This window comes from Streptomyces sp. NPDC005483 (assembly GCF_040606035.1).
Taxonomy (GTDB): domain Bacteria; phylum Actinomycetota; class Actinomycetes; order Streptomycetales; family Streptomycetaceae; genus Streptomyces.
Map to the genome: position 1 here is coordinate 155,512 of NZ_JBEXEA010000007.1, position 24,211 is coordinate 179,722.

General features: G+C 71.1%; 20 protein-coding genes, 2 pseudogenes and 1 riboswitch. Of the genes and pseudogenes, 12 read left to right on the forward strand and 10 right to left on the reverse strand.

What is annotated here, in order from left to right:
• Positions 1 to 47: 47 nt before the first annotated feature.
• On the reverse strand, positions 48 to 1,997 hold the full coding sequence (locus ABZT06_RS15755; RefSeq protein WP_355740448.1) for a glycosyltransferase family A protein: 1,950 nt from the start codon (positions 1,995 to 1,997) through the stop codon (positions 48 to 50).
• Between the two features lie 548 nt (positions 1,998 to 2,545).
• On the opposite strand from ABZT06_RS15755, the gene ABZT06_RS15760 reads away from it, so the two are divergent.
• Entirely contained in the window at positions 2,546 to 3,058 is a 513-nt protein-coding gene (locus tag ABZT06_RS15760; RefSeq protein ID WP_355740451.1) for a metallophosphoesterase, read from the forward strand.
• A gap of 198 nt (positions 3,059 to 3,256) precedes the next feature.
• Positions 3,257 to 3,616 carry an MFS transporter gene (locus ABZT06_RS15765; protein WP_355740453.1) on the forward strand — a complete coding sequence of 120 codons (360 nt, stop codon included), beginning with the start codon at positions 3,257 to 3,259 and terminating at the stop codon, positions 3,614 to 3,616.
• Between the two features lie 190 nt (positions 3,617 to 3,806).
• Here the strand turns inward: ABZT06_RS15765 and ABZT06_RS15770 are convergent, their stop codons facing one another.
• The gene (locus tag ABZT06_RS15770) at positions 3,807 to 4,907 is read right to left on the reverse strand and encodes an XdhC/CoxI family protein (RefSeq protein ID WP_355740455.1); all 1,101 of its coding nucleotides are present in this window, start codon (positions 4,905 to 4,907) and stop codon (positions 3,807 to 3,809) included.
• Positions 4,908 to 5,248: 341 nt separating this feature from the next.
• On the opposite strand from ABZT06_RS15770, the gene ABZT06_RS15775 reads away from it, so the two are divergent.
• Together ABZT06_RS15775 and ABZT06_RS15780 are read left to right on the forward strand one after the other, a co-directional pair.
• Positions 5,249 to 7,165 carry a translation factor GTPase family protein gene (locus tag ABZT06_RS15775; RefSeq protein WP_355740457.1) on the forward strand — a complete coding sequence of 639 codons (1,917 nt, stop codon included), beginning with the start codon at positions 5,249 to 5,251 and terminating at the stop codon, positions 7,163 to 7,165.
• A 59-nt stretch (positions 7,166 to 7,224) separates the two neighbouring features.
• Positions 7,225 to 9,078 carry an endoglycosylceramidase gene (locus ABZT06_RS15780; protein WP_355740459.1) on the forward strand — a complete coding sequence of 618 codons (1,854 nt, stop codon included), beginning with the start codon at positions 7,225 to 7,227 and terminating at the stop codon, positions 9,076 to 9,078.
• A gap of 82 nt (positions 9,079 to 9,160) precedes the next feature.
• Here ABZT06_RS15780 and ABZT06_RS15785 read toward each other — a convergent pair whose 3' ends face one another.
• Positions 9,161 to 10,405, reverse strand: a complete 1,245-nt coding sequence (locus tag ABZT06_RS15785) for a YncE family protein (RefSeq protein ID WP_355740461.1) — start codon at positions 10,403 to 10,405, stop codon at positions 9,161 to 9,163.
• Between the two features lie 183 nt (positions 10,406 to 10,588).
• Between ABZT06_RS15785 and ABZT06_RS15790 the strand changes: the two genes are divergently transcribed.
• Positions 10,589 to 11,251 (forward strand): helix-turn-helix domain-containing protein, encoded by a 663-nt coding sequence (locus ABZT06_RS15790; protein WP_355740463.1) that lies wholly within the window; start codon positions 10,589 to 10,591, stop codon positions 11,249 to 11,251.
• A gap of 22 nt (positions 11,252 to 11,273) precedes the next feature.
• Here ABZT06_RS15790 and ABZT06_RS15795 read toward each other — a convergent pair whose 3' ends face one another.
• From ABZT06_RS15795 to ABZT06_RS15805, 3 genes and pseudogenes are all read right to left on the reverse strand, one after another.
• Entirely contained in the window at positions 11,274 to 12,497 is a 1,224-nt protein-coding gene (locus ABZT06_RS15795) for a glycosyltransferase (RefSeq protein ID WP_355740465.1), read from the reverse strand.
• A gap of 177 nt (positions 12,498 to 12,674) precedes the next feature.
• Positions 12,675 to 13,524 (reverse strand): annotated as a pseudogene (locus ABZT06_RS15800) (bifunctional 5,10-methylenetetrahydrofolate dehydrogenase/5,10-methenyltetrahydrofolate cyclohydrolase).
• A 22-nt stretch (positions 13,525 to 13,546) separates the two neighbouring features.
• A riboswitch (ZMP/ZTP riboswitch) is annotated at positions 13,547 to 13,629 on the reverse strand.
• A gap of 71 nt (positions 13,630 to 13,700) precedes the next feature.
• Positions 13,701 to 14,066, reverse strand: coding sequence for a nuclear transport factor 2 family protein (locus ABZT06_RS15805; protein ID WP_355740467.1), 366 nt, complete (start codon positions 14,064 to 14,066; stop codon positions 13,701 to 13,703).
• 173 nt (positions 14,067 to 14,239) lie between these two features.
• Here ABZT06_RS15805 and ABZT06_RS15810 point away from each other — a divergent pair, with 173 nt between their 5' ends.
• The gene (locus tag ABZT06_RS15810; RefSeq protein WP_355740469.1) at positions 14,240 to 14,533 is read left to right on the forward strand and encodes a hypothetical protein; all 294 of its coding nucleotides are present in this window, start codon (positions 14,240 to 14,242) and stop codon (positions 14,531 to 14,533) included.
• Positions 14,534 to 14,594: 61 nt separating this feature from the next.
• Here ABZT06_RS15810 and ABZT06_RS15815 read toward each other — a convergent pair whose 3' ends face one another.
• Together ABZT06_RS15815 and ABZT06_RS15820 are read right to left on the reverse strand one after the other, a co-directional pair.
• Positions 14,595 to 16,358: an ABC transporter ATP-binding protein gene (locus ABZT06_RS15815; protein ID WP_355740471.1), complete on the reverse strand. Its 1,764-nt coding sequence runs from the start codon at positions 16,356 to 16,358 to the stop codon at positions 14,595 to 14,597.
• A 158-nt stretch (positions 16,359 to 16,516) separates the two neighbouring features.
• Positions 16,517 to 16,679, reverse strand: a pseudogene (locus ABZT06_RS15820) (MBL fold metallo-hydrolase); the annotation flags it as partial.
• Positions 16,680 to 16,816: 137 nt separating this feature from the next.
• Here ABZT06_RS15820 and ABZT06_RS15825 point away from each other — a divergent pair.
• The 6 genes from ABZT06_RS15825 (at position 16,817) to ABZT06_RS15850 (ending at position 21,605) form a co-directional block, all read left to right on the forward strand.
• On the forward strand, positions 16,817 to 17,902 hold the full coding sequence (locus ABZT06_RS15825) for an S-(hydroxymethyl)mycothiol dehydrogenase (protein ID WP_355740473.1): 1,086 nt from the start codon (positions 16,817 to 16,819) through the stop codon (positions 17,900 to 17,902).
• Positions 17,902 to 18,531 carry an MBL fold metallo-hydrolase gene (locus ABZT06_RS15830; RefSeq protein WP_355740475.1) on the forward strand — a complete coding sequence of 210 codons (630 nt, stop codon included), beginning with the start codon at positions 17,902 to 17,904 and terminating at the stop codon, positions 18,529 to 18,531. The genes ABZT06_RS15825 and ABZT06_RS15830 overlap by 1 nt, the downstream gene beginning before the upstream one ends.
• Positions 18,521 to 18,895: a DUF4180 domain-containing protein gene (locus ABZT06_RS15835; RefSeq protein WP_355740477.1), complete on the forward strand. Its 375-nt coding sequence runs from the start codon at positions 18,521 to 18,523 to the stop codon at positions 18,893 to 18,895. Before ABZT06_RS15830 ends, ABZT06_RS15835 begins: the two co-directional genes overlap by 11 nt.
• 80 nt (positions 18,896 to 18,975) lie before the next feature.
• Positions 18,976 to 19,890, forward strand: coding sequence for an SDR family oxidoreductase (locus ABZT06_RS15840; RefSeq protein ID WP_355740479.1), 915 nt, complete (start codon positions 18,976 to 18,978; stop codon positions 19,888 to 19,890).
• A 112-nt stretch (positions 19,891 to 20,002) separates the two neighbouring features.
• The gene (locus tag ABZT06_RS15845; RefSeq protein ID WP_355740481.1) at positions 20,003 to 20,806 is read left to right on the forward strand and encodes an SDR family NAD(P)-dependent oxidoreductase; all 804 of its coding nucleotides are present in this window, start codon (positions 20,003 to 20,005) and stop codon (positions 20,804 to 20,806) included.
• Positions 20,807 to 20,909: 103 nt separating this feature from the next.
• Positions 20,910 to 21,605 (forward strand): L,D-transpeptidase family protein, encoded by a 696-nt coding sequence (locus tag ABZT06_RS15850; RefSeq protein ID WP_355740483.1) that lies wholly within the window; start codon positions 20,910 to 20,912, stop codon positions 21,603 to 21,605.
• Between the two features lie 30 nt (positions 21,606 to 21,635).
• On the opposite strand, the gene ABZT06_RS15855 is transcribed toward ABZT06_RS15850, so the two are convergent.
• A complete protein-coding gene (locus ABZT06_RS15855; protein ID WP_355740485.1) occupies positions 21,636 to 22,838 on the reverse strand; it encodes a Gfo/Idh/MocA family oxidoreductase in 1,203 nt (400 codons plus the stop codon).
• Between the two features lie 29 nt (positions 22,839 to 22,867).
• Positions 22,868 to 24,208: a sugar ABC transporter substrate-binding protein gene (locus tag ABZT06_RS15860; RefSeq protein WP_355740487.1), complete on the reverse strand. Its 1,341-nt coding sequence runs from the start codon at positions 24,206 to 24,208 to the stop codon at positions 22,868 to 22,870.
• Between the last annotated feature and the right edge of the window lie 3 nt (positions 24,209 to 24,211).

A 24,211-nucleotide genomic window follows, 5' to 3' on the forward strand; every position in this document is an offset into this window, starting at 1 on the left:
CGCGGTGAGCCGGGGAGGACGCGTCGGCGTCCTCCCCGGATCTGTTTCTACCTGGCGCGTGCCCTGAGCGGGCCGACCAGCCTCCCGGCCAGCCGCCTCGCCCTGCGGACCAGCCGCTGACCGACCGCGGGCCGGGGCGCGCGCACGGCCACGACCTCGACCCGGCCCCCCTTGACCCGCAGCGCGAACGGCAGCGGATGGAAGCGCGGCTCCTCGGCGCCGGGCGCCGGGCTCAGCGCGACCCGCCAGTCCCCTCCGGTCAGGTCGCCGACCGGCAGCACCGCCTCCAGAAGGGCCGCGGAGCCTTGGGGACGCAGTGTGCCGGGCACCTTCGCGGGCGCGGCACCGGAACCACGGGTGAGCCTGAGCAGCACCGGCGTGTCACCGGGCACGTGGAACGGCACCGGCACCTCGACGCGGTCACCGGTGACCGTGACCTCCCCGGGCGTGACCCGCCCGAGGTCCAGGCGCTCGCCCGCGGTGTCGACATCCAGGGCGAGGGTGCCCTGCTTCGCGGTCCAGTACGGCAGCACGACCCGGCCACCCGCCACGCCGGCGTCCGCGGCCGTACGCCCCTTGAGCGAGACCGGGCCCAGCCGGGACTGCTTGGTCCAGCCGCCGAGCTTGACGCGGACGAACACGTCCCACAGCCCGGCGTCGAGGGGGCCGCCGTCGGCCGCGGTGGCCGGATCCAGGGCTGCCGTGCCCCGCAGCACCAGCCGCACCCGGCCGTCCTCGCCCGGGACGGTCTCCCGGGTGAACTCCACGGGCTGGAAGTACTGGGCGGAGCTGGCGCGTTCCCGCAGCAGCAGATCGACCGTGGCGCGCTTGAAGCCGGCCGCGCTGTGGGCGCCGACCCAGTCCACGGCCTCCTCGACGGAGGCCGGCGGCTCGGTGAGCGGGGCGGCGCTGCCCTCGGCGGGGAACGTCATCGGCTTGCCGCGGGACGCGAGCTCGGCGGACAGGCCGACCCGCAGCACACCCTCCTCCCACTCGACGCCGTCCGGCTCGACCCGGGAGGTGACGGAGGCCTCCCACTCGGCGAACGCGACCAGGTCGTCGAGGCGGTCGTCGGCGATCAGCGCGGCGACGACCTGCTGGGTGGGCTGGAGGCCGGCCGTCACACCGGGCCCGAAGCGCTCGACGACCACCCCGCGGATCTCGGTGAAGAGCTGCTTGCGGTAGTCCTCGGGCGCGGTGAGCAGCCGCTTCCCGCGCATCCGCTCGACCATCTCGTTGCGCAGCCAGCGGCGGAACAACCGGTCGCGGGTCGGCCCCGGCTCGGTGTACTTCTCGACGACGTCGAGGGCCTCGCGCAGGTTCGCGAAGTAGCCCACCGGGTCGAAGCGCTGGAAGCCCGCGTTGGAGGCGTCGTCGCGCTTGAGGTGGTAGTAGCAGACGTAGTCGCTGAGCACGGAGACGTTGTCCGCGCGCAGATACGCCTCCGTGACGAAGACGTGGTCCTCCAGCCGGCGCCTGCCCTCGGGGAAGCGCAGGCCGATCCGGTCGAGGAAGGCCCGCCGGAACATCTTGTGCGGTGTCAGGCTGTCGATCAGCGGGGCGTTGTCGACGGTGGCACGCGGGTGGTTGCGGCGGAACAGCTCCACCGGGACGCCCCGCCCCTTGCCCGCCATCTTGCCCACGACCACGTCGGCGCCGTTGGCGACCGCGTAGTCGTACATCCGCTCCAGGGCCTCGTCGCCGAGGTAGTCGTCGTTGTCGACGAACATGACGAACTCGCCCTCGGAGGCGGCGATCCCGACGTTGCGCGGCTTGCCGGACCAGCCCGAGGCCTCCTGGTGGATGACCTTGAAGTTCGCGGTCTCGGCGGCCACCGCGTCCAGCCGTGCCGGCGTGTCGTCGGTCGAACCGTCGTCGACGAAGATCGCCTCGAACTCGTCCGGGGGCAGGGACTGCCTGCGCAGCGAGGCGATGCAGTCCTCGATGTAGTTCCCCGGGTTGTAGACGGGGATGACGACGCTGACCTTGACCGGCATCGGTGTCCGGACTCCTTGGGTGGCTTGTGGCTTGCGTCACGGATCGACGCTTTGTGGCCCGATGTTAACGCCGAGGGGTAAGTGCCGTGTCAGCAGGCCGTCTTGGCGAGTGGCTGCACGCTCCGGGCCGTCGAGGCGAAACCGGTGCGGGCGGCGATGCTCGGCGGATTGACCCGGGGACACCGAGTCCCCTGCCACCGGGACTCCGGCCGGGCAACGCCGGGGCGAGTCGTCTGTGTAGGCCCCGGAAGCCCGTCCGTGCCGTCCGCGGAAGGGCGGCGCGGCGGATGGACACCGACGGCCCCTCGAAGGTCACCGGGGCCGAAGCCGCGAGCAGGTGACGGGCACGCAGGACGCCGAGCGAAGGAGCCTCCGCACAGCCTGGCGCCACACCCCGCACTCACGCCGGCGTCACCCGCTTCTTCGCGGCACCGCACCCCCCACCCCGGCGTCGTCCAGCCGCCCGAGTGGCGCCCCGAGGACGAGTCCGGCCCGGCGCGCCGCCCGTGTGGCGCGGGGCCGGCCCCGCGCCCCTCTAGGGTGATCCCGTGCGCCTGCTGCTGATGTCCGACACCCACCTTCCCAAGCGCGCCAAGCAGCTCCCCGCCCCGCTGCTCGCCGAACTCCCGCATGCCGACGTCGTGTTCCACGCCGGCGACTGGGTGGACACCGCCACCCTCGACCTGCTGGAGAGCCGCAGCGCTCGGCTCGTCGGGGTCTACGGCAACAACGACGGACCCGAGCTGCGCGCGCGGCTGCCCGAGGTGGCGTACGCCGACCTGGGCGGCCTGCGCTTCGCCGTCGTCCACGAGACCGGCGCCGCCCAGGGGCGCGAGGCCCGCTGCGCCGCCCGCTACCCCGACGCCGACATCCTGGTCTTCGGCCACAGCCACATTCCCTGGGACACCACCGCCCCCGGCGGACTGCGCCTGCTCAACCCCGGCTCGCCGACCGACCGCCGCCGCCAGCCCCACTGCACCTACATGACGGCGACCGTGGCCGACGGCCACCTCACGGACGTGACGCTGCACCGCCTGCCGCCGCGCTCCGTTTCGCGCTAGGGCCCACGGGCACCTGGGGCTCTCGGTGTCGCCTGATACGGCGTGCGCCGGATACTTCCTGGTCCTGCTCGACGTCACGGTCGTCAACGTCGCCCTGCGCGCGATCGGCTCGGACCTCGGCACCGGCGTCGGCGGGTTCGGGGGTACCCCCTCAGGGGGAGGGTCGTCGACGGAGACGCGCTCGCGCTCGCCTGCCTCATGCTGACCAGCGGTGCGGCCGGGGACCGGTACGGCCACAAGCGGGTCGTGCTGCCGGGCCTCGGTGTGTTCGGCGCCGGTTCCCTGGCCTGCGGTCTCGCGCCGAGCGTCGGCGTGCTCGTCGCCGCGCGGGTGGTCCAGGGCGTGGGCGCCGCCCTGCTGCTGCCGGGCACGCTCGCGATCATCGGCCGGGCCTTCCCGGACGGGGCGGCCAGGGCCCCGGGCGATCGGCGTGTGGGCGGGCATCGGCAGTCTCGCCCTGCCTGCCGGGCGGTGTCCTCGTCGACGGCCTCGGCTGGCGCGCCGTCTTCCTGGTCAACGTGCCGGTCGTGGGGTTCGCCCTGCTGCTGGGCGCGGTGACATCGGCGCACCGGCACTCATAGATCCGGGCCGCTCCGTGTACCGGAGGCGGCCCGGACACTGCGAGTGTGCGTACTCACGGACCTCCTTCCCGATCGGAGGTGGGGGAGGGCTCGGACGCCCTTTCCCATAGCTGCCGCCTACCCGCTCGCGTGCGGCTGACACCCTTCGATTCTCCTTGAGGCAGGTTTCACGGGGACGGATGGATCGCCCCCGCCGTCGCCGTCAGCGGGGCACCGCTGCCGCCCCAGCGCAGCGCGACGATCTCGGCGGCCACCGACACGGCGACCTCCTCCGGCGTACGGGCCCCGAGGTCGAGGCCGACCGGCGAGCGCAGCCGGGCCGATTCGGCCTCGGTCAGCCCCGCTTCGGCGAGCCGCTGCATCCGGTCGTCATGCGTACGGCGGCTGCCCATCGCCCCGATGTACGCCGCGGGCCGGCGCAGCGCCTCCTCCAGCAAGGGCACGTCGAACTTCGGGTCGTGGGTCAGGACGCAGATTACGGTGCGCTCGTCGGTGTCCGTGCCGCTCAGGTAGCGGTGCGGCCAGTCCACGACGACCTCCACGTCGTCCGGGAAGCGCTTCGGCGTGGCGAAGACCGGGCGGGCGTCGCAGACCGTGACCCGGTACCCGAGGAAGACGCCGATCCGGGCGACCGCGGCCGCGTAGTCGATCGCGCCGAAGATCAGCATGCGGGGCGGCGGGGCGAAGGAGTGCAGGAAGACGCCGACCGCGTCCTCGCGGCGCTCACCGTGCGGGCCGTAGTGCCTCAACCCGGTCGCGCCCAGGGCGAGTTCGCCGCGCGCGTCGGCGGTGACGGCCACGTCCAGGCCGGTGGCGCCCAGGGTGCTCGCGACGCGGTCCGGCCACACGGCGAGCGTGGCACCGCGGGGAGCGGGGCCGTCGGTCACCGTCGCCAAGGTCACCGGGCGGCTCGCGGCGACGGACTCCGCGATCTCGCCGAACGCGGGATCGAGCGCGGCCGTCACGGGACGTACCAGAAGGGTGATCTCGCCGCCGCAGGTGAGCCCCACCGCGAGCGCGTCCTCGTCGCTGTACCCGAAGGTCTCCAGGCGGGCCTCACCGCTCGCCACGACCTCCTGGGCCAGTTCGAAGACGGCGCCCTCGACGCAGCCGCCGGACACACTCCCGACGACCTCGTCGTCCGGGCCCACGGCCATGGCGGCACCCGGATCACGGGGCGCGCTGCGACTCGTGGAGACGACCGTGGCCAGTCCGAACGGCACTCCTGCCGTGTACCAGCCGTTCAGCACCGGGAGGAGGTCACGCATCGTCGGCTCCTTTCACCGCCGCCGGACACTCCGGCACGGCTCGGCCCGGATCACCCGGTGCGACGGCCGGTACAAGCGTCGCATCCGTGCCGCGCGCCGCTCCGGACCGCCACGCTCCCGCCGTCCGACAGGCGGCCCCAGCGGCTCACCGGGCCGGGTACCCCCGCCGGCGAGCCGCTGACGTCCACACGCGTGACGAAAGTTATTCCGTTGCCGTCGAGGGCTCGCACCTGCTGGACTTCTCCTGTCTTTGCCGTCGCACAATCCAGGAGCCGTAATGCGCACTGCGTCCATGTCCATCCCGGAAGGAACCTCCCTCTCTCCAAAGGACATGACGCTTCGTGCACCTGCTCAACCTCGGGATCCTCGCCCACGTCGACGCCGGTAAGACCAGCCTGACCGAGCGGCTGCTGCACTCGGTCGGAGTCATCGACGAGATCGGCAGCGTCGACGCGGGCAGCACACAGACCGACACCCTTGCGCTGGAACGCAGGCGTGGCATCACCATCAAGTCCGCCGTCGTCTCCTTCGCGGTCGACGACGTCACCGTCAACCTCATCGACACTCCCGGCCACCCGGATTTCATCGCCGAGGTGGAGCGGGTGCTCGGCGTGCTCGACGGCGCCGTGCTCGTGGTCTCGGCCGTCGAGGGCGTCCAGGCGCAGACCCGGGTCCTGATGCGGACCCTTGAGCGGCTGCGCATCCCGACCCTCGTCTTCGTCAACAAGATCGACCGGCGGGGAGCGGGGTACGACCGTGTCCTGCGGGCTGTCGCCGACCGGCTCACCCCGGCGATCGTGCCGATGGGGACGGTGGACGCACCCGGCACGCGCGAGGCCCGCTTCCGCCCGGGGATCGGTGCCTACGACGTCCTCGCGGACCATGACGACGACCTGCTGTCCGCCTTCGTCGAGGGTCGGGTCGGTACGGATCTGCTGCGCAGGGCACTGGTCGCGCAGACCCGGCAGGCCCTGGTGCACCCGGTGTACTTCGGGTCGGCGGTCACGGGCGCGGGGATTCCCGAACTGATCACCGGCATCAAGGAGTTGCTGCCCGCCGCCGACGGTGACCCCGAAGGGCCCGTCTCCGGCACGGTGTTCAAGGTCGAGCGGGGCCCGGCGGGGGAGAAGGTCGCGTACGCGCGCGTCTTCTCCGGCACGCTCGGCATCCGCGACCGGGTACCGTGCGGTGCGGCGCGCACAGAGGGCCGGGTCACCGCGATCAGCGTTTTCGACGGCGGTACCGAGACCCGCCGGGAAGCGGTCCCGGCGGGACGGATCGCCAAGCTCTGGGGCCTGGCCGACATCCGCGTCGGTGACGCCCTCGGTGAACCCCGCAAGGCCCACGGCCACTTCTTCGCCCCGCCCTCCCTCGAAACGGTCGTCGTCCCGGGCCCGGACACCGACAGCACGGCCCTCCACCTCGCCCTGACCCAACTGGCCGAGCAGGACCCGCTGATCGGCCTGCGACACGACGAGGAGCGCCGGGAGACCTCCGTCTCCCTCTACGGGGAGGTCCAGAAGGAGGTCATCCAGGCCACGCTCGCCGAGGAGTTCGGCTTCGACGTCACCTTCCGGGAGAGCTCGCCGCTGTGCGTCGAGCGGCCCGTCGGCACGGGTGCGGCCGTCCGGTTCAACAAGAAGGACGGCAACCCGTTCCTCGCCACCGTCGGCCTGCGGGTCGACCCGGCACCCGTCGGGTCGGGCGTCGGGTTCCGGCGGGAGGTGGAGCTGGGTGCCATGCCCTACGCCTTCTTCAAGGCCGTCGAGGACACCGTGCACGAGACCCTCGGCCACGGCCTGTACGGCTGGCAGGTCACCGACTGCACGGTCACCATGACCCACTGCGGTTACTCGCCCCGGCAGAGCCATGCCCATCAGCGCTTCAACAAGAGCATGTCCAGCACGGGCGCCGACTTCCGTGGCGTGACTCCGCCCGTCCTGGTCGAGGCGCTGCGCCGGGCGGGCACCGGAGTGTACGAGCCCATGCACCGGTTCCGGGTGGAGGCCCCGGCCGACACCCTCGGGGCCCTGTTGCCGGCGCTGACCGCGCTGCGGGCCGTACCAGAGACCACCGAGACCCGGGGGGAAACCGGTTCGGTGGAGGGCACGGTGCCGGCGGCCCGACTGCACGCGCTGGAGCAACGGCTGCCCGGACTCACCCGGGGCGAGGGCGAGCTGGAGAGCGCCTTCGACCACTACGAGCGGGTCACCCACGGCAATGTCCCGTTTCGCCCGGCGCCTACCCGGAAAAGCTGAAACTTACTCATCAGTCATAACTGTTGACGGTGTGCCGGATGAGTCGGACTGTAAGGTACATGCCGAATAAGCGTGCGCGTCTGCTCGTTGTTCTGGTTGTCCTCTGTGGATTCCTGACGGTCGCGGGTGCCCGGCCCGCCCCCGCCGACGCCCTCACCGGCTCCCTCTCCTTCGACGACACCCCCCTGACCGTCCAGAACGGACGGTTCGTCGACGGCAACGGCCGTGAGGTCGTGCTGCGTGGCTACAACGTCTCCGGCGAGACCAAGCTCGCCGAGAACAAGGGCCTGCCCTTCGCCTCCGTCACCGACGCCAGGAAGTCGGCGACCGCGCTGAGGGCTCTCGGCGGCGGCAACTCCGTCCGCTTCCTGCTCTCCTGGGCCTACGCGGAACCGGTCAAGGGCCAGGTCGACACCACGTACCTGGCGAACGCCACCGCTCAGATGCGGGCCTTCCTCGACGCGGGCATCCGGGTCTACCCCGACTTCCACCAGGATCTGTACTCCCGCTGGCTGTTCAACTCGGGCAGCTGGTACACCGGCGACGGTGCCCCCGCGTGGGCGGTCGCGCTCGGCAACTACTCCGCCGAGTCCTGCGGCATCTGCCTGATGTGGGGCCAGAACATCACCCAGAACGGCGCGGTGAAGGCCGGCCAGTACGACTTCTGGCACAACAACTACGGCCTCCAGGACTCCTTCCTGGCCACCGCCCAGAAGACCATGACGTACCTCAAGGCGAACCTCAGCACCGAGGAGTTCGCCGGCGTGGTCGGCTTCGACCCCTACAACGAGCCCTACGCCGGCAGCTACGACTCCGGGCAGAACAGCCGCACCTGGGAACGCGACGTGCTGTGGCCCTTCTACGTGAAGTTCCGGGCCCGGATGGACGCGGCCGGCTGGACGGACAAGCCCGCGATGGTCGAGCCGAACCTCTTCTGGAACGGCAACGTCAGCAAGGAGGAGGGCGGCCTCCTCGACGCGGGCACGCTCGGCTCCCGGTACGTCTTCAACACCCACTTCTACGACCAGAAGGCCATCTCGGGCATCCTGATGTGGGGCAACGCCTCCGACGGTCAGTACGTCGGGGACTTCGGCACGGTCCGCGACCGCGCGTCTGCGGCCGGGACCACGGCGATCGTCAGCGAGTTCGGGCACCCGCTGAACGGCTCCACCGCCGGCAAGGCGCCGACCGTCCTCAAGGCCATGTACCAGGCCCTCGACTCCCGGGTGAAGGGCGCCAACTGGTGGTCCACACCCGCCGGTTCGGGACCGGTCCTGTCCGGCACGCAGTGGCAGTGGGACATCTACAACGGCCGCCACCACGAGCTGATGAACGACAACCCGGACAAGGTCATGACGTCGGGCGACGCCTGGAACGACGAGGACCTGTCGGCCGTGAAGCTCGACGACTCGGGCACGGCGGTGCTCCGCCAGGACGCCCGGCTCCTGGACCGGATCTACCCGAGCGCCACCTCCGGCAGCACGGCCGCCTTCACCTACGAGGAGCGCTCACGGGACGGCTCCACGACCCTGACCTGGAACCCGGTGCCGAGCAGCCTGCCCAACGTGTCGTCACTGGTCGGATCCGGCCAGTACGCGGTGCTGGTGTGGCGCTCGGGAAGCGGCTCGGCGCCCACCGAACTCCACCTGCCCGCCTCCTTCCCGACCGCGACCACCACCGTCGTCTCCGACCTGGGCACGGTCTACGGCCCGCCCGCGTACACCTCGTCCACCCCGGTCGGGGCGGCTGTCGAACCGGGCGGCACGGGCAGCCGCCGACTGCTGCTCACCGACCCGGACTCCGGCGTCCTGCACTACGCGCTGGTGACCAACGGGGCCACCTCGCCCTCCGCGTCGGTGCTCAACGCGGCCAGGTCCGAGCTCGCCACCTGGACGGCACAGAAGTTCGGCTGACCCCGTCCCCATCGGACGGCAGGGCCGGTGCCGCCTCCAGGAGGAGGAGGCACCGGCCCTGCCGCGGCGTCCGGCGTCCCCGCTACGAGGACGGACTCGTCCAGTCGGCGGCCACATGTCCGAGGCGCACCCGCTGAGGGTGGTCGCCGACCGGCACGGACACCGTCTTCTGCCCGGTCGCGAAGTCGATCGCGGTGACCTGGTCGGCACCGCTCTCGGAGATGACACAGCTCTTGCCGTCGCCGCTGACGGTCGCCCAGTAGGGCTTCGAGGCGGGGACGAGCGGGCCCTCCTGGAGGGTGGTGCGGTTCACGACGGTCGCGTAGTCGTCCATCGTCCCCGCGACGCACAGCTTGCTGCCGTCAGGGCTCATCGAAATGCCGTGGTGGCGCGAGTCGTTGACCATGGTGGTGCGGTCGTCGCTGGTCGCCGGGTTCTTCGGCAGGGTCTTCGTGCGGGTGATCTTGTCGGTGGCGAGGTCGTACTCGAAGAAGCCGTTGAAGAACGACACCTGGAAGTACAGCTTGGACTCGTCCGGCGAGAACACGGCGGGGCGCACCGCGTCCGAGTAGTCGGTGAGACCGATCGCGTTCAGCTTGTCCCGCATGTCGATGACCTTGACCTGCTTGTAGGTCGTGGCATCGACCACGGTGATGTGCCGGTCGCCCTTCGTGAAGTCCTGCCACGGGGCGTCGGAGTCGGTGTTCACGTCACCGATCGCCATGTTCCAGATGTACTTGCCGTCCTTGGTGAAGATGTTCTCGTGCGGCTTGTCGCCGGTGCCGAACGAGCCGAGCTGCTGACCGGTGTTGATGTTCAGCACGTGCACGGTGTTCGCGGTGGAGGCGGACACCGCGACCCGGGTGCCGTCGGGGGAGACCGCCATGTGGTCCGCCCGGTAGCCCGAGACCTTGAAGCGCCAGTTGATCTTCCCGGTGGCCAGGTCGATCGACACCACGTCCGCGAAGCTCGGCCGTGAGACCACCACCGACTTGCCGTCCGGCGTGGAGTACATGTCGTCGGCGAACTGGTCGTGGCCCTCGCCGACGCTGTTGCGGATCGCCATGAAGTAGATCCACTTGATCGGGTCGGCGTTGATCTCCGCCATCCGCGCGGCCTTGTCGGGGATGACGTTGATCCGGCCGATCTTCGCCAGGTCGCCGGAGGACTTGATGACGTCGGCGGTGCCGTCCCAGTTGTTGCCCACGAACAGCACCTCGCGCAGGGCGGCGGCGTCCGCGGCGGACGCGGCGGTGGCGGGGACGGTGACGGTCAGGACGACTGCGGCGGCCATGGCACACAGGTGTCTGGGCTTGAGAACAGGCATGACGGGTCTCCCTCTGGGCGGCTCATGACGGGGGCATGCCAAGACGGCAAACTGAAGACGCGTGCTTTCAGAGTTAACTTACTGCAAAGTAAGGAAGGGGGGCCCTTCTCCACAAGACTGCGTACACGACAAACTTGGCGCTCATACGGAAGGCCGGACACTCCGGTCCGAGCGGGAGGTGCGGTGACGGGCAGGCTCAGGGCCCCGACCGGTCGCTACGGCGGCAAGACAGCCGCGGAGCGGCAGGCCGAGCGGCGCCGCCGTTTCCTGGACGCGGCACTCCAGCTCATCGGGGACGCTCCCGGCTACCGCGCCACGACCGTCGCGGCCCTCAGCGAGGCCGCGGGGCTTTCCACCCGCCAGTTCTACGAGGAGTTCCGCACCCTCGAGGACGTCCTGGCCGCACTTCACCTGGAGGTCAACGACTGGGCGACGGCGGCCGTGGTGGCAGCGGTGGCCGACGCGGACCACCTGCCCCTCGCCGAACGCGCGGCCGCGATCTTCCGCGCGTACGCGGCGAACGTCACCTCCGATCCCCGCCGGGTGCGGATCACGTTCGTGGAGATCATCGGCGTCAGCGCGCGCCTCGAGGAGCAACGGCTGGCCCGTCGGGCGCACTGGGTCGATCTGGTCTGCGCCGAGGCGGACCGGGCCGTCGCGCGGGGGGAAGCGGCCCGGCGGGACTACCGGCTGGCGGCGACCGGGTTCATCGGCAGCGTGAACGGCCTGCTGCACGACTGGAACGCCGGGTGGGTGGACGCGACCTTGGACGAGGTGGTGGAGGAGCTGGTACGCCAGTTGCTGGGCATCCTTCAGCCGCCCGGCTGGGAGCCCGTCCGGGCGTGAGCGGATCGGCGGGCGTGGTGCTTCACAGCCTGCCCACCGCCTCCACCACGGGTGTCACACCGTCCTCCTCGCGGATGTGCGCCCCCAGGGCCCGCGCCCGTTCCCGGTACCCGGCGTCCCGCGTGACCCGGAGCAGGGCCGCCCCCAGGGCGTCGGCGGTCAGGCGCCTCAGCGGCACGGCACGCGGCGCCACGCCCAGCGCCACCAGTCTTGCCGCCCAGAAGCTCTCGTCGAACTGGATCGGCACCGGTACCGCCGGAACCCCCGCGCGCAGGCCCGCCGCCGTCGTGCCCGCGCCCGCATGGTGGACCACCGCCGCCATCCGCGGGAAGAGCGCTGCGTGCGACACCTCGCCGACGGTCAGCATGTCGTCGCCCGACGCCGTCAGATCCGCCCATCCGCGCTGGATCACTCCGCGCAGCCCGGCCCGGCGCAGCGCCCGCACGACCTCGGCGCTGATCCGCGCGGGATCGGGCACGGTCGCGCTGCCCAGGCCCACGAAGACCGGCGGCGGTCCGGCGTCGAGGAAGCTCCGCAGTTCGTCGGGGAGCGGTGCGTCGCCGTCGTACGGCCACCAGTAGCCCGCCACGTCGAGTCCGGACCGCCAGTCGAGGGGCCGGGCGACCACCCGTGGGCTGAAGCCGTGCAGGATCGGCCAGCCCTCTCGCTCACGGGTGCGCAGTGCCGCGGCCGGGCCCGTCGGGGGCAGGCCCAGCCGGGCCCGGACCGAGGGGAGCGCCGCGGCGAAGACCTGTTCCACGGCCAGGTTCAGGCCCTGCCCGGCGACCCGGTTGCCCAGTCGGCCCCAGGAGCCGGTGCCCAGCATGGGCGGTGCGAACTCCCTGGTGGGGGCGAGGGGTTGGAGATTGAGGCCCAGGCTGGGCAGTCCCAGGCCCGCGGCGACGGCGTGGCCCAGCGGGGCCACCGATCCGGACAGGAGCAGCGCGTCGCTCACCCGCGCGGCGGCCACCAGGTCGTCGGCCATCTCCACGGCCAGCGCCCGCGCCATCGCGACCACCCGCGCCAGCTTGCCCACGCCGGTCGTACTGCGGTGCAGGGCCCGCCCGCGCGAGGACTCCAGCTCGGCGCGGGGATCGACCGGCAGGGCGTGGAAGCCGATGCCGGCCCGCGCCGCGAGCGGCTCGAAGCGGCCATGGGTGACCAGGGTGACCTCGTGCCCGGCCCGCGCCAGGCCGTACCCCAGCCCGGTGAACGGGGCCACATCGCCCCGGGAACCCGCTGTCATGATCGCTACCCGCACGACCGACAGTATGGCGCCAGGCCCGCCGGCCCGCGCGAACGACCCGTTCACATCGGCCAGTTCACCCCTGTCACATCCGTTGACTCCAACCTCTCGCGACTCCGGCTGCGCCGCGCACGGCACCCCGGTCGGGCCGTGCCCGGCAGTGGACGCCGAGTTGCGTCAGTTCTGCCTGGCGGCCGCCTCCGCTGCCCGGACGGTCTGCTCCAGCAGCGTGGCGATGGTCATCGGACCGACGCCGCCCGGCACCGGCGTGATCAGCGAGGCCCGCTCCACCGCGGAGTCGAAGTCGACGTCACCGACGTTGCCCGCGTTGTAGCCGGCGTCGATCACGACCGCGCCGGGCTTGATGTCCCGGCCCAGGATCAGCCGGGGCCGGCCCACCGCGGCGACCACGATGTCCGCCTCCCGTACGGCCGCCGAAAGATCGGCCGTACGGGAGTGGCAGTACGTCACCGTGGCGTCCCGTGCGAGCAGGAGCATGCCGGCCGGCTTGCCGAGGATCGCGCTGCGGCCCACGACCACGGCCCGCTTCCCGGCCGGGTCGACGTCGTACTCGTCGAGCAGCCGCATGATCCCGCCGGGTGTGCACGACACGAAGCCCGGCAGCCCGAAACTCATCGTCGCGAAGGAGGCGAAGGTGACTCCGTCGACGTCCTTCTGCGGAGCGATCGCCTCGAACGCGGCCCGCTCGTCGATGTGCGGGCCCATCGGGTGCTGGAGCAGGATGCCGTGCACGGTGGGGTCGTCCGACAGGGCGCGCAGCGTGCCGACCAGTTCCTCCGTGGTGGTCGCCGCGGGCAGCCCCACGTGCCGCGACTCGATGCCGGCCGTGCGGCAGCGGTTGCGCTTCATACGGACGTAGGTGACGGAGGCGGGGTCCTCGCCGACCAGCACCGTCGCGAGACAGGGCGCCTGTCCGGTGCGCGGTGAGGCCGGCCGCACGCTCGGCGGCGTCCTCGACGATGCGCCGGGCGAGCGAGGTGCCCTCGATGAGCCGTGCCTGAGACATGATCCACTCCTGGGCCGATCGAAGAAATCGCCCAGGCGCACGGCATCGAGTGTGCGGACCGCTCCACGGTGGTGCTCCACCTCAGCGCCAGTCACGGTCCGGACATCACATTAACCGACGCGCCGGGAAGGTCCAGGTCGGTCGGTTCGCGAGCTGGACCTTCGGCGCCTTTCCCGCTACTCGTCCCAGGCCTGGATCATGGTCTGTTCGGTGATCTTGCCGTCCCGGAGCGTCAGCATCGACTCGGACAGGACACGTACCCCGTCGGAGTACCGGCAGGACTCGCTGAAGGCGACATGGTCGCCGTCGACCACGCACTGCTCCAGCTTGTGCGTCATGTCGCGGCTGTAGACGTCGTCGAGCATCGCGCTGATCGCGTCCCTGCCGTGCAGGATCATGGGGTGGCTGGGCTGGGTGTTGCGGTCCACGACGCGTATCTCGGCGTCGTCCGCGTAGAGCGACAGAAGATTCGCCGCAGAGCTTCCTTCGATGCCGCTGCGGAGGGTTTCGGTGGTGAAGCCGGAGCTTGAGGCGGTGCCCATGGTGACCTCCTTCGAGGACCGCGGCCCGACGAGGAGCGGACCGCGGAGGGCTTGCTTCTTCGAGACTCCTCCGCCCCGGCGGCCACGGCAAGCGCAGGCCGGCGCTCCGCCCTGACGGGTGCGGGGCATCGGCCAGCCGTGCCCGCGAGGGGCCCGCCCGCGTTGCTGACAACATGATCTCAACTCGACGTACCGTTGCCGCCGTCGGTCTCGCCGTCGGCGTCACCGGCCTCACCGCCCCCCTCGCGAACGCGGCCGACGCGGCCGCTCCGGACGCCGGGGCGCTCAACCCGATCGCCGTGATCGACTCGCTCGCGACGAGTGACATCCCCGCGGAGCACAAGGCCGAGATCCCGCCGGTCTCCCGGCAGCCGGCCGGCCTCAACCGGGTCAACGACCTGAACCAGCTGGGCCAGGTCACCGGCCCCGTCGCCCCCGTCACCGGGCTCGTGCCGGCCGTTCACTGAGCCTCGCGCACGCAGACCGAGGGCCGCCCGGATCACCGGGTGGCCCTCGCCGCGTCTCCGCTCACGTGCCGAGATCAGCCGTCGCCAGGAACTGCGTGGCGGCCAGCTCCGCGTACAACGGATCTCCCGCGACCAGTTCCCGATGCGTCCCCACCGCGCGCACGCGCCCCGCGTCCATGACCACGATCCGGTCGGCCATCGTCACCGTGGACAGGCGATGCGCGACGACCAGCACCGTGGTCGTACGCGCCACGTCCGCCACCGTGTCCCGCAGGGCCGCCTCGTTCACCGCGTCCAACTGGGACGTGGCCTCGTCCAGCAGCAACAGCCGGGGCCGCCGCAGCAACGCACGGGCGATCGCCACCCGTTGCCGCTCCCCGCCCGACAGCTTGGTCCCCCGATGCCCGACCAGGGTCTCCAGCCCGCTCGGCAGCTTGGCCACCAGGCCGTCGAGCCGGGTCGTCTTCAGCACGCGCGCCACCGCGTCCTCGCCCGCCTCCGGATTCCCGAGCAGCAGGTTCTCGCGCAGCGACCCCGACAGCACGGGCGCGTCCTGCTCCACGTACCCGATCGCGGACCGGAGTTGAGGCAGATCCCACTCCGCGAGATCCCGCCCGTCCAGCGTCACGACCCCGGCCTCGGGATCGTAGAACCGCTCGATCAACGAGAACACCGTCGTCTTTCCCGCGCCGGACGGCCCGACGAACGCCGTCATCCCCCGCGCGGGCACCTCGAACGTCACCCCGTGATGGACGTACGGCAGGTCGTCGGCATACCGGAACCGGACGTCCGTGAAGGCGACGGAAGCCGGGGCGGCCCCGTCGGCGGGCAACGGCGCGGGCACCGCGGCCGGTTCGGCGGGCAGCCGCAGCGCCTCCTGGATACGGGCGAGAGCCGCGGCCCCCGTCTGGTACTGCGTGATCGCCCCGACGACCTGCTGGATCGGCGACATCAGATAGAAGACGTACAGCAGGAACGCGACCAGCGTGCCGACATCGATGGCACCGGTGGCGACCCGCGCGCCACCCACCGCGAGCACCGTGATGAACGCGATCTGCATCGCGAGCCCCGCCGTGTTGCCCGCCGCCGCCGACCACTTGGCGGCCCGCACGCTCTGCCGCCACGACTCCTCGGCCGCCGCGTGCAGCGTCTTCTCCTCGCGGTGCTCGGCGCCCGACGCCTTGACCGTGCGCAGCGCGCCGAGGATGCGTTCCAGCGAGGCGCCCATCACACCCACCGCGTCCTGCGCCTGCCGGCTCGCCCGGTTGATGCGCGGCACGATCACCCCGAGGACCGTGCCGGCGGCCAGGATCACCGCCAGCGTCACGCCCAGCAGCACCGGATCGACCAGACCCATCATCACCACGGTCGCGACCAGCGTGAGCCCGCCGGTCCCGAGGCCCACGAGCGAGTCGGTGGTGACCTCGCGCAGCAGAGTGGTGTCCGAGGTGATCCGGGCCATCAGGTCGCCGGGTTCGGTGCGGTCCACGGCCGTGATGCGCAGGCGCAGCAGATACGACGACAGCGCGCGCCGCGCACCCAGCACCACGGACTCCGCGGTACGGCGCAGCACGTACGAACCCAGGCCGCCCAGAGCGGCGTTGGCGATCACCAGCCCCGACATGACGAACAACGCGCCGGTGATGGTGCGGTCGTGGGACAGGTCGTCGATCAACTCCCGTGCCACCAGCGGCAGCAGCAGACCGGTGGCCCCCGTCAGGAGCGAGAGCACGGCACCCGCGAGCAGGGTCCACCGGTGCGGCCGTACGTATCCGAGGAGCAACCGCCAGGTCGGTGCCCCGGTCTCGGTCTCGGTGCTGCTCACGGCGCTCCTTCGGGCCCGACGGCGTGCGGAGCCCTCAGGCTACGTCGGCGCTCTCGCGCGGCGTCGGCCGGTTCCCGCCGACGCGGACGTCCCGCGGTGAACGGGTTCGGCGGCCCGAGGGCGCGCCCAGGGGCACGTCGGTATCGGCGGTCCGCGGCCGGTTCCACGAGGTCGGCCCGCTCCGCCGTGCCGATCAGCAGCGAGCCGCCAGTGAAGACGGCTGCCGCCCGCCCTCGATCTCCACCACGCCCCCGTCGGCGACCGGCGACCGCTCGATCGCGCCCCGGCCTGGACCGAACAGGCGGCCCCCGTGATCCGGGCCCGGCCCTGCTCTGCTCGCGAAACCCGTACTCAGTTACCCCCAGGGGGTATTCTTCTGACCCGGAATCGTGCCGTTACTGATCAGTCACCCGTAGGGTCGGAGGGACGTGCACCGAACGGCGGAAGGGGTCAGGATCATGGCGCAGGAGGTACGCGGAGTGATCGCACCCGGCAAGGACGAGCCGGTGCGGGTGGAGACGATCCTGGTGCCGGATCCGGGGCCGGGGGAGGCCGTCGTCCAGGTGCAGGCCTGCGGGGTCTGCCACACCGACCTGCACTACAAGCAGGGCGGGATCAACGACGACTTCCCCTTCCTGCTCGGTCACGAGGCCGCCGGTGTCGTGGAGTCGGTCGGCGAGGGAGTGACCGACGTCGCGCCCGGGGACTTCGTGATCCTCAACTGGCGTGCCGTGTGCGGTAATTGCCGGGCCTGTCTGCGCGGGCGGCCCTGGTACTGCTTCAACACGCACAACGCGACACAGAAGATGACCCTCAGCGACGGCACCGAGCTCTCGCCCGCCCTGGGCATCGGTGCCTTCGCCGAGAAGACGCTGGTCGCCGCCGGACAGTGCACCAAGGTCGACCCGTCGGTCTCGGCCGCGGTCGCGGGGCTCCTGGGCTGCGGTGTGATGGCCGGTATCGGCGCCGCGATCAACACGGGGAACGTCGGCCGGGGCGACACCGTCGCCGTCATCGGCTGCGGTGGCGTCGGTGACGCGGCGATCGCGGGATCGAACCTCGCGGGCGCGGCGAAGATCATCGCTGTCGACATCGACGACCGGAAGCTGGAGAAGGCCCGCACGATGGGCGCCACCCACACGGTCAACTCGCGCGAGAACGACCCCGTCGAGGCGATCCGTGAACTGACCGGCGGCTTCGGCGCCGACGTCGTGATCGAGGCGGTCGGCCGCCCCGAGACGTACCAGCAGGCCTTCTACGCCCGCGACCTCGCCGGCACCGTCGTCCTCGTCGGGGTGCCCACCCCCGAGATGAAGCTGGAGCTGCCGCTCCTCGACGTCTTCGGGCGCGGCGGCTCGCTCAAGTCGTCCTGGTACGGCGACTGTCTGCCCTCCCGCGACTTCCCCATGCTGATCGACCTGCATCTGCAGGGCCGCCTGGACCTGGAGGCGTTCGTGACCGAGACCATCCAGCTCGACGAGGTGGAGAAGGCGTTCGAGCGCATGCACCACGGTGATGTCCTGCGTTCGGTGGTGGTGCTCTGATGGCCGCCCGCATCGAACGCCTCGTCACCTCCGGGCAGTTCAGCCTCGACGGCGGCACCTGGGACGTCGACAACAACGTCTGGATCGTCGGCGACGACCACGAGGTGATCGTCATCGACGCCGCCCACGACGCCGACGCCATCGTCGAGGCCGTCGGCGACCGCAGACTGACCGCGATCGTCTGCACCCACGCCCACAACGACCACATCGACGCCGCGCCCGCCCTCGCCGACCGCACCGGCGCCACGATCTGGCTGCACCCCGACGACCTGCCGCTGTGGAAGCAGACCCACCCCGACCGCGACCCCGACGCCCATCTGCGCGACGGCCAGGTCATCGAGGCCGCGGGCGCCGACCTCCAGGTGCTGCACACCCCCGGCCACGCCCCGGGCGCGGTCTGCCTCTACGACCCCGGCCTCGGCACCGTCTTCACCGGCGACACCCTCTTCCAGGGCGGCCCGGGCGCCACCGGCCGCTCCTGGTCCCACTTCCCGACGATCATCGACTCGATCCGCGACCGCCTGCTGGCCCTGCCGCCGGAGACGAAGGTCCTCACCGGCCACGGCGACCCCACCACCATCGGCGCGGAGGCCCCACACCTCCAGGAGTGGATCGCCCGTGGCCACTGACGACGTCGTGCACCTGAACGGCGTGAACGTCCTGCACTGCGCCCCCGACGGCCCGCCGCTGGACGGCGAACGGGCGGCCCTCGACCTGATCGGCGACGCCATGGGCCGTGACGCCCAGGTGGTGGCCGTACCCGTGGCACGGGTCGCGGAGGAGTTCTTCCGGCTGCGGTCGGGTGTCGCGGGCGCGGTGATGCAGAAGTTCGTGACCTACCGGGTCCGTCTGGCGGTCGTCGGTGACGTCACCCGTCACCTCGACGACAGCACGGCCCTCAGGGACTTCGTCCACGAGACGAACCAGGGCGGCCACATCTGGTTCCTGCCGGACCTGGACACCCTGGACGGGAAACTGCGCGCGACCGGATGACTCTTCCGTAAATCACGACAGAGGTTGTCCGGCTTCACGGCCATGCTCGAAGCCACATCGGGCACCACGGGAGGTCGGACATGTCACAGCCGCTGGAGGACAAGGTCGCGCTGGTCGCCGGGGCGACCCGCGGAGCCGGGCGCGGGATCGCCGTGGAGCTCGGGGCGGCGGGCGCCACCGTCTACGTCACCGGCCGCAGCACCCGCGCCCGCCGCTCCGAGTACGACCGCCCGGAGACCGTCGAGGACACCGCCGACCTGGTCACCGCCGCCGGCGGCCACGGCATCGCCGTACCCACCGACCACCTGGACCCCGCGCAGGTCCGCGTCCTCGTCGAGCGGATCGCCGACGAGCAGGGCCGCCTCGACGTCCTCGTCAACGACATCTGGGGCGGCGAGCACCTCTTCGAGTGGGACAGCCCGGTGTGGGAGCACGACCTCGACAACGGCCTCCGGCTGCTCAGGCTCGCGATCGACACCCACGCGATCACCAGCCACCACGCCCTGCCCCTGCTGCTGCGTCGGGCCGGCGGCCTGGTCGTCGAGATGACCGACGGGACCGACGCCTACAACCGCGAGAACTACCGCAACTCCTTCTTCTACGACCTCGCCAAGACGTCCGTGATCCGTATGGCGTTCGCCCTCGGCCACGAACTCGGCCCGCGCGGTGCCACCGCCGTCGCGCTGACCCCTGGCTGGCTGCGCTCGGAGATGATGCTCGACGCCTTCGGGGTGCGCGAGGACAACTGGCGCGACGCCCTCGACCGCGTCCCCCACTTCGCCGTCTCGGAGACCCCGCACTACGTGGGCCGCGCGGTCGCCGCGCTGGCCACCGACCCCGACGTGGCCCGCTGGAACGGGCAGTCACTCGACAGCGGCTCGCTCGCGCGGACGTACGGCTTCACGGACCTCGACGGCAGCCGCCCCGACGCCTGGCGCTACCTGGTCGAGGTCCAGGACGCGGGGAAGCCGGCGGACGTGACGGGCTACCGCTGAGGCGGCGTGCCGCTCGACGGCAGGATCCGGCGCGCGCCGAGTGCCCCGGCGGCAGTGTGAGATTTCCCGTACGGCCCGGTAGTACCCCTCGCGCTGCCGTTATCTTCGGCCCATGACTCACTCCGAGCGCTTCGAGGGATACACGGCACTGGTCACCGGCGCCGCCCGCGGTATCGGCGCGGCCGCGGCCCGTCGGCTCGCCGAGGAGGGGGCGCGGGTGCTGCTGACCGACCGCGACGGGCAGGTGGTCGAGGAGACGGCCGCGCGCCTGCGCGAGAAGGGGCTGACCGCGGAGGCGCTGGAGTGCGACGTGGCGGACCGTACGGCCGTCGAGGCGGCCGTCGCCCACGCCGTGGCGGCGTTCGGTGCGCTCGACGTCCTGGTCAACTGCGCCGCCCGGTGCACCCCGGAGACCCCGCTCTTCGAGGACGACTCCGACGACGAGTGGGCGCGTGACCTGGACATCACCCTCAGTGGTCCGTACCGCTGCTCGCGCGCGGCGCTCCCGCACCTGGTCGCCTCCGGCCGGGGAGCGATCGTCACCATCGGTTCCGTCAACGGCCTCCAGGACTTCGGCAACCACGCCTACAGCGCCGCCAAGGCGGGCCTCGGCTCGCTGACCCGTACCCTCGCCGGCCACGCGGCCGCCCGCGGGGTCCGCGTCAACCTGGTCGTCCCGGGCACGGTCCGCACCTCCGCCTGGGAAGGGAGGGAGGGCGAGCTCACCGAGATGCGGCGGCTGTATCCTCTCGGCCGGGTGGGAGAACCCGAGGACGTCGCCGCCGCCGTCGCCTTCCTCGCCTCCCGCGACGCCGCGTGGATCACCGGCACGACCCTGGTGGTCGACGGAGGTCTCACCGCGGTCAACACCGGTTTCCACGCGGCGGTCCATCCGGGCCGGGGGGCTGCGACCTGAGCTGTGTCACCGTTTCGTCCCAGGGTGGCCCGCCGTACAACGAAGTGGCGCGCGGACCCGTCTGGAGAGTTGAGATCGCAGGACCTATGAAGGGGACAGGGCCATGGGGGACATACGCAGACGGGGTGCCGTCGCACTCGGGATCACCGGACTCGTCGCACCGCTGACGATCGCGCTGGGCGCCGCGCCCGCTCAGGCGGCGAGCTGCACCACGCAGGCGGGGCCGTACCAGAAGCAGGTGGAGAAGTTCCTCGGCCGCCCGGTCGACGGCAGCCAGTCCACCGCCGACTGCAAGGCGATCAAGGCCTTCCAGACCAAGCACGGCATCACCCCGAACATCGGCTACGCGGGATCCGTCACCTGGGGAGTGATGGACCTGATGAACAAGCAGAAGGCCGTCGGCAGCCACCCGAACAGGGACGGCAAGTGCCCGACGAACAAGGGCCGCATCGCCTGTGTGAACCTCACCCTCCAGCTGAGCTGGATCCAGGACGGCGACCGGCTCGTGTACGGCCCGGTTCCGGTCCGCACCGGCCGTGACGGCTACGAGACCCGCACCGGCCTGAAGAAGATCTACTGGCGTGACATCGACCACGTGTCGTCGATCTACAACGTGCCGATGCCCTACAGCCAGTTCTTCGACGGCGGCCAGGCCTTCCACTCGGTGAACCTCAGCATGTGGAACCCGCCCGGCTCCCACGGCTGCACCAACATGACCCCGAAGGACGCCAAGAAGTACTGGTCGCTGCTGAAGAAGGGCGACGACGTCTTCGTGTACGGCCGCAAGCCGGGCACCTGAGACACCAGGCGCCCGGCGCGGCGACACGGCTCACGCGTCAGGCGCGTCCCCGAAGTCCGCGATCTCCAGCCTCGCCCCACCCCGCCGCGCGGAGTCGTGCGCGACGATGCCCGGCAGGGTGTAGCGGGCCGCCACCCAGGCGTTCACCGTCGGCAGGGTGCGGGTGTTCACCGCGGTCACGAAGTCGTCCACCAGGAAGTGGTGGCTGCCCTCGTGGCCGTTGTGCAGGTTGTCGAACTCGCGCGGCAGCCGCGACCGGTCGTGCACGGGCGCCGAGCCCGAGGTGAACGCGGCCCGGAGCTCCGGCGCGATGTGCTGAAGTGACGGGTCGTCAGGAGACATGGTGGGCTTGGGCTCCAGCAGCTCGCTGATGTCCTTCACGCCCTTCTTGTCCTGCCAGAAGGCGACCGTGGCCAGCTGTTCCATGCTCGCCTCGGTCCCGAAGAACCGGAAACGCGACTCCCGGATGTGGGAGGGGTAGCCGACCCGCCGGAACTCGTTCGTACGGAACGACCCGCCGCCCGCCACCTCGAACAGCGCGGTCGCGTTGGAGAAGTCGTTGCCGAACTGGCTGACCTCCTTGTCGAACACACCGTCCGCGCGGTCGTCCACCACACCGATCGCCGACACGCTCACCGCGTGCGTCTGCCAGGCGCCCAGAACCCCGCCCACCGAGTGCGTGGGGTAGAGCAGCGGGGGATAGCTGGCGGTCTCCTTCCACTTCTCGCCGCCGCTGTACTGGTACGCCTCGTAGAACCCCAGATCCATGTCGTGGACGTAGTCGCCCTCGGCGTAGAAGAGCCGCCCGAAGGCGCCCTCGGCGATCTGGTTGCGGGCGTGCACGGTCGCCGGGTTGTACTGGCTGGTCTCGCCCATCATGTACGTCAGCCCGGTGGCCCGGACCGCGTCGATGATCGCCGCAATCTCCTCGGCGGTGATCGCCATGGGCACCGCAGAGTACACGTGCTTGCCGGCGTTCAGGCCCTGGAGCACCAGGGGGCCGTGCGTCCAGCGCTGGGTGAAGATCGCGACCGCGTCGACCTCCCTCGACTCCAGCATGGCCTCGTAGGTGGGGAAGGTGCCGGCCAGCCCCTGCGCCGAGGCGAGCTGCTCGGCCCGTTCGGGCAGCAGATCGGTGACGTAGACGTCGCCGACACCGGGGTGGGCCTGGAACAGCGTGGCGAACTGGCCGGAGAACTGGCCGGCGCCGACGATGCCGAGGGAGAACGTCATGCGGGGTGTGTCCTTCACTGGTCGCGTGATCACTGCGAGAGGATCAGGTTGATCTGGTCGTTGGTCCGGTCGAGGCCGGTCACGGACTTGCCGTTGCCGAAGATGTCCTGCATGGCGGGGTGCATCAACGCGAACACGTCCGCCGCGTAGTTGGTGATCGGATAGGAGAAGGTCGCGAAGTCCTTCTTGTCGGCGACCGGCCTCGTGAACGCCGTGACGTCGATGCCCTTCTTCTTGTACGCGGCCACGGCGGCGGCGGTGCCGTCAGGGGTGGCCGGGAAGACGATGCCGTAACCGCCCACCGTCTTCTGGCACTCGGCGGAGGACAGGTACGTCACCCACTTGCGGGCGCCTTCCTTGTTGCGGGCGTTCTTGGTGATGGAGTCGGCGAGGCCGTTCATCATGGTGGCGCGCTTGCCGGTGGGGCCTTCGGGGGTGACGGCGGTGCGCATGTCGAGGCCCTTGAAGCCGGCGTACGTCGAGATCATCCAGGCCCCGTCGAAGGCGGTCGCCGCCTTGCCGGCCGCGACCTGGGTGTTGGCCTGGTTGGACTGGGAGTTGTAGTCGGTGAAGGGCGCCATGTAGCCCTTCTTCGCCAGTCCGAAGTACCACTTGATGGTCGACTGGAAGGCGGGGCTGTCGTACCGGTACTTCGTGCCCCACCGCTTCTTGTCCGTGTAGTTCCATCCGGCGGAGGCGGTGAAGTTGCTCCACTGGGTCTGGCCGTCGCCGTCGCCGCCGCCGTTGGTGGCGAGGCCGTACACCTTGACGTTGTTCTTGTCGAAGCCGGGCTCGTCGCCGCGCTTGCCGTTCTTGTCGACGGTGAGGTGGGCGATGGCCTTCTCGAAGGTGCCACCGTCCTCGGGGTTCCAGGCCAGGTCGTTCAGCTGTGCCGCGGTGAGCCCGGCCGCGTCGGTCATCTTCCTGTTGTAGAAGAGGGCGACGGTGTCCCAGTCCTTCGGGGCACCGTACCGGTGGCCGTCCTGGCCCATCCAGTTGGCCGCAAGGCCGGGCTGGTAGGCGGACTCGTCGATGCCCAGGTCGTCGAGCGGTTCGAGGACCTTCAGGTCGGCGAACTGGCCGAACTTCTGGATGTGGTCGGTGAACACGTCGGGCTCGGTGCCCGCGATGAAGCTCGCGGTGAGCTTGGTCCAGTAGTCGTCCCAGCCCAACTGGGTGATCTTCACGTGCAGGCCGGGGTTCTGCTTCTCGAAGTCCTTGGCGCAGGCCTGGTAGGCGGGCTGCTGGTTGGAGTCCCACAGCCAGTACGTGACGGTGTTCGAGGAGGACCCGGCGGAGCCGCCGCGCGCACACCCCGTCAGACAGAGGGCCAGTGCGCCGGCCAGTGCGGTCAGCGTACGAAGTCGCATCAC

Coding starts and splice junctions, on each gene's coding strand:
- ABZT06_RS15855 (WP_355740485.1), bottom strand. CDS start 22,838: ATGACGTTCTCCCTCGGCATCGTCGGCGCCGGCCAGTTCTCCGGCCAG.
- ABZT06_RS15830 (WP_355740475.1), top strand. CDS start 17,902: ATGGCCGCCCGCATCGAACGCCTCGTCACCTCCGGGCAGTTCAGCCTC.
- ABZT06_RS15805 (WP_355740467.1), bottom strand. CDS start 14,066: ATGGGCACCGCCTCAAGCTCCGGCTTCACCACCGAAACCCTCCGCAGC.
- ABZT06_RS15810 (WP_355740469.1), top strand. CDS start 14,240: ATGATCTCAACTCGACGTACCGTTGCCGCCGTCGGTCTCGCCGTCGGC.
- ABZT06_RS15850 (WP_355740483.1), top strand. CDS start 20,910: ATGGGGGACATACGCAGACGGGGTGCCGTCGCACTCGGGATCACCGGA.
- ABZT06_RS15860 (WP_355740487.1), bottom strand. CDS start 24,208: ATGCGACTTCGTACGCTGACCGCACTGGCCGGCGCACTGGCCCTCTGT.
- ABZT06_RS15755 (WP_355740448.1), bottom strand. CDS start 1,997: ATGCCGGTCAAGGTCAGCGTCGTCATCCCCGTCTACAACCCGGGGAAC.
- ABZT06_RS15770 (WP_355740455.1), bottom strand. CDS start 4,907: ATGCGTGACCTCCTCCCGGTGCTGAACGGCTGGTACACGGCAGGAGTG.
- ABZT06_RS15845 (WP_355740481.1), top strand. CDS start 20,003: ATGACTCACTCCGAGCGCTTCGAGGGATACACGGCACTGGTCACCGGC.
- ABZT06_RS15765 (WP_355740453.1), top strand. CDS start 3,257: ATGCTGACCAGCGGTGCGGCCGGGGACCGGTACGGCCACAAGCGGGTC.
- ABZT06_RS15780 (WP_355740459.1), top strand. CDS start 7,225: ATGCCGAATAAGCGTGCGCGTCTGCTCGTTGTTCTGGTTGTCCTCTGT.
- ABZT06_RS15795 (WP_355740465.1), bottom strand. CDS start 12,497: ATGACAGCGGGTTCCCGGGGCGATGTGGCCCCGTTCACCGGGCTGGGG.
- ABZT06_RS15785 (WP_355740461.1), bottom strand. CDS start 10,405: ATGCCTGTTCTCAAGCCCAGACACCTGTGTGCCATGGCCGCCGCAGTC.
- ABZT06_RS15825 (WP_355740473.1), top strand. CDS start 16,817: ATGGCGCAGGAGGTACGCGGAGTGATCGCACCCGGCAAGGACGAGCCG.
- ABZT06_RS15840 (WP_355740479.1), top strand. CDS start 18,976: ATGTCACAGCCGCTGGAGGACAAGGTCGCGCTGGTCGCCGGGGCGACC.